The sequence below is a fragment of the Helicobacter rappini genome (genome assembly GCF_900198625.1).
Lineage (GTDB): Bacteria > Campylobacterota > Campylobacteria > Campylobacterales > Helicobacteraceae > Helicobacter_A > Helicobacter_A rappini.
The window spans coordinates 1-3,765 of record NZ_FZPK01000068.1 but is presented as its reverse complement, the minus strand read 5'-3'; the positions used below and the strand labels follow the sequence as shown (position 1 = coordinate 3,765).

Here is a 3,765-nt window from a genome sequence, read left to right as displayed (position 1 = left end):
TTGTTTAGGGGGGAGGGAGAAAAAAACAACAATCTTAAGTCCTTTGTAATGCCACAAAAGTTTGTTACAGAAATCATTGAAACTTGCGATAAAGAGATTAAGAGAGCAAATGGTATCAATTTCTCTAGCTTAAAAAAGATACTTAGTGATGATGAGTATGAATTGTTTATGAATTATGCGAAACAACTAGCACACACAGGTGTTTTTACGACAAAGACATTTACATAGAAAAGAGATTGAAGAATTGGAAACAAATCATAAAGAAATAATGGAAAGATTGGAAACTATTAGCGATGATTTAGAAGAAGAGCAAAAGATAGCATTGGCAGCAAAGATTATGGAGCAATTAAAAGTAAAGCTTAATATCCTTGTTGTAGGTGCTACGGGTGTTGGCAAAAGCTCTACAATTGCCGCTCTCTTTAAAAATGGTAAGAATTTTGTAAAGATTGGCACAGATTCAAAACCACAAACACAAAATATAGAAAAATTTGTTATTAGCAACAATATTACACTTTGGGATTCACCAGGACTTGGTGAGGGCGAAGAAAAAGATAAAAAGCATAAAGATAATATAATCGCAAAACTTCAAGAAAAAGATAAAGATGGTAATGCTTTAATTGATTTAGTGCTAGTTATCCTTGATGCGACAAATAAAGATTTAGAAACCGCATATAAGCTTATCAACAAAGTGATAATCCCTAATATGCCAAATAAAGATAGAATCCTTATTGCATTAAATAAATGTGATTGTGTTATTGATAGAGTAGATTTTGTAGAAAATGGACGAAAATTAACCGATGAGCAAATACAATATTTAGATTCTAAAGTCAATGATATACAAGAGCGGGTGAAAAAGGATACAGGCGTAGATGTAGAGCCTATATACTACTCTGCGGGATTAAAGAAAGAGAATAAACCACAAGAGATGCCATATAATATTACTAAGCTACTCTACTTTATCACAAAGAAAACCCCACCTATAAAGCGTCTTGTGTATATAGGACAAGATAATAAAGAAAAAGGCACAGATGATGGTAAAAAAGATTATGAGAAATCGTGGTGGAAATCCACTTGGGAATTTGTTACAGATCTTGCAAAAGAAAATAAAGATACTGCAAAGCAAATGATGAGTGATTATGCTTTGCCATTTGTTAAAAATCCAGCTATAAGAAAAATACTCGATAGCTTATTAAAGAAACTTTAATTTGTAGGAAAGGATAAAAATATGTTGTGGTCTATTACTGTTATTTTTGCTATATTGGCTGGTTTAATTGTATTTTTGTCGTATTGGCGCTTCTTATTGCTGCGCTTGGTGCTGGCACAGCAGTCGCTATTCTTGTATTACCTTTTATAGCGTTTGTTAAAGGACTTGAGCAAGCGTATTATTGGTATGCAGGTGAGCCATTTCAGATACTTTGGGTTATTTGCGGAGTGATTTCTGTGCCACTTATGATTGCTATAATCGCGGGAATTAAAAATAGCTAATCTTGCTAATAATATGGTTTCACGCATTAGAATCTTCCTTATATAAAAAAGCGAATAAGATTCTAATAACCACAATACTAAATCTTATGTCTTTCGTGCAAGATATTCTGCAAATATAATCACAGAATTATGATGGCATATTTAATAACCCAAGCAACCCAAAACTCTACGCATTTACTCGTGCATTAAACGCCCTTGCTAAAGAGAAATGATCGATATTATCAAGGCTTACATTTGATGGCACACCTTGTGCGATTTTGCTAAATTTTAAGCATAAATCTGCTAACTTTTCTTGTATAAACATGACAACGATATCGCTTTCAAGTGAGGGCATGAACGCAAATATCACTTCCTCTATATTCTCATCTTTAATGCGTTGTATAAGATCTGTAAAATCGCAATGCTTATAGTCTTCAATCACGCAATACACCCCATGAAATTCGCCAATATCTTCAATCAAAAACACATCTTTTGGGTGAGACACAATACAGAGTGTGCCATTCTTACGAGTAGAATCAAGGCAAATATGGCAAATCTCACCATGACTAAGTGCGCCACAAACCTTGCACTTTTCAATCGTAGCAATGCAATCATGGATCGCCTGTGCGATTTGTAATCCTAGCGGAGCGTTTTCGATAGCTAGTGTATAAGCCATTTTACGCGCACTTTTCTTGCCTATGGTTGGCATTTTTTCAAGGGCATTTACAAGTGTATTAAAAGAAAATAAGTTGTTTTGATAGTTTTTCATGCAGGGGATTCTAGCAAAAAAGTGATAAGTTTTAGCAAAGTTATCTTTTTTTTTATATAATGAAAGCTTTATTTTACTTTTGGAGTATGTATTTTGGCGTCATTAGATATGGATTACTATGAAATCTTAGAGATCAGCAGAGATGCAGACCATGATACAATCAAAAAATCATTTAGAAAACTTGCATTAAAATACCACCCTGACAGAAACCCAGATGACAAAGAAGCAGAAGAAAACTTTAAAATGATTAATGAAGCCTATGAAGTATTAAGCGATAGTGAAAAAAGGGCAATTTATGACAGATATGGCAAAGATGGACTTCAATCACAAGGCTTTTCTCGCTCTAGTGGTGGATTTAGTGATATATTTGGCAGTATATTTGAGGATTTCTTTGGAGGGGGTCAGTCAAATACACAAGAGCATTATGCCTTTGATCCAGACTATGTATTGCGACTGAATCTAAGCTTTAAAGAAGCTGTGTTTGGCTGTAAAAAGACGATTAAAACGGAGTATAAAAGCTATTGTAAAACATGTAGTGGAACGGGGGCAAAAGATGGCAAAATGCAGGATTGCAATAGGTGTAATGGACGCGGTAGGGTTGTCGTGCAGCAGTCTATTATACAAATGCAAGTCGCATGTCCTACTTGTGAGGGGACGGGCAAAATCATCGTTGATAAATGCACTAAATGTCATGGAAATGCCTTTGAGCGTGTAAAAGAGACGATTGAGCTAGAAGTAAAAGCGGGTATTGATAATGGCAATCAGCTTGTATATCGTGGCAAAGGAAATGAAATAAAAAGCGGTGTGAGAGGCGATCTCTATATCAAAGTGGTTGTGAAAGAAGATGAGCATTTTGTGCGTCATGGCAATGATTTATATATGGAAGTTCCCGTATTTTTTACTACGATTGTGCTTGGTGGTAAGATAGAGATTCCCACACTTAGCGGACAAGCAGAGTTAAACATTCCGCCAAATACTGCACATGGACATCAGTTTGTTTTTCAAAATGAAGGTGTGCCAGATATTAATAGCGGAAGAAAAGGCAGACTTATCGCACAGATAAAAATCACCTATCCACAAAATCTCAATGAAGAGCAACAAAATCTTGTGTTAAAACTACAAGAAAGCTTTGGAGATACAAGTAAGCCGTATAAAAGCTTCATTGATTCATGTTTTGATAAAGTCAAAAACTGGCTTAAGGATAAAATATCATGAGATAAGAATATCCATTGTGTATATATAACGCTTGTTTGGAGTGGCTTTTAGAAACTATTGCCAAGTATAGGCGTATTTTTATTGTTGAGATATGATTTGTTTTAATGATTTAAACATCGTTCTCTGTCCCTTTTGTAATTTTATATCCACTTCTCAACACACAATAAAACACTCTCTCTAACACTCAAAAACACACTAACACATAAAAGCCTTATCTAAAGGGTTTTTTGCCTAAGTGTTTTATAATATGCTTATATGTTATAATTCCTTTTTTTACTTCCACACGATGTTTTTTTGTTTGTATCTTATTTTTATTT

Annotated in this window: 5 protein-coding genes; 4 read left to right on the top strand and 1 reads right to left on the bottom strand. The window is 34.4% G+C overall.

Features of this window, described 5'->3' with window-relative positions; all coding sequences use genetic code 11:
- The 3 genes from C6H17_RS11300 to C6H17_RS11290 all read left to right on the top strand — a co-directional run.
- The coding region (locus C6H17_RS11300; protein WP_158655025.1) for a hypothetical protein at positions 1 to 228 on the top strand (228 nt) is incomplete at its 5' end.
- A 40-nt stretch (positions 229 to 268) separates the two neighbouring features.
- Positions 269 to 1,204 carry a GTPase family protein gene (locus tag C6H17_RS11295; protein ID WP_223808372.1) on the top strand — a complete coding sequence of 312 codons (936 nt, stop codon included), beginning with the start codon at positions 269 to 271 and terminating at the stop codon, positions 1,202 to 1,204.
- Positions 1,205 to 1,230: 26 nt separating this feature from the next.
- The gene (locus tag C6H17_RS11290; protein ID WP_020995823.1) at positions 1,231 to 1,485 is read left to right on the top strand and encodes a hypothetical protein; all 255 of its coding nucleotides are present in this window, start codon (positions 1,231 to 1,233) and stop codon (positions 1,483 to 1,485) included.
- 166 nt (positions 1,486 to 1,651) lie between these two features.
- Here the strand turns inward: C6H17_RS11290 and recR are convergent, their stop codons facing one another.
- Positions 1,652 to 2,233, bottom strand: a complete 582-nt coding sequence (gene recR, locus C6H17_RS11285; protein WP_104731449.1) for a recombination mediator RecR — start codon at positions 2,231 to 2,233, stop codon at positions 1,652 to 1,654.
- Between the two features lie 93 nt (positions 2,234 to 2,326).
- Here recR and dnaJ point away from each other — a divergent pair, with 93 nt between their 5' ends.
- Positions 2,327 to 3,448: a molecular chaperone DnaJ gene (dnaJ, locus tag C6H17_RS11280; RefSeq protein WP_005217714.1), complete on the top strand. Its 1,122-nt coding sequence runs from the start codon at positions 2,327 to 2,329 to the stop codon at positions 3,446 to 3,448.
- Positions 3,449 to 3,765 lie beyond the last annotated feature (317 nt).

Coding starts and splice junctions, on each gene's coding strand:
- C6H17_RS11295 (WP_223808372.1), top strand. CDS start 269: ATGGAAAGATTGGAAACTATTAGCGATGATTTAGAAGAAGAGCAAAAG.
- recR (WP_104731449.1), bottom strand. CDS start 2,233: ATGAAAAACTATCAAAACAACTTATTTTCTTTTAATACACTTGTAAAT.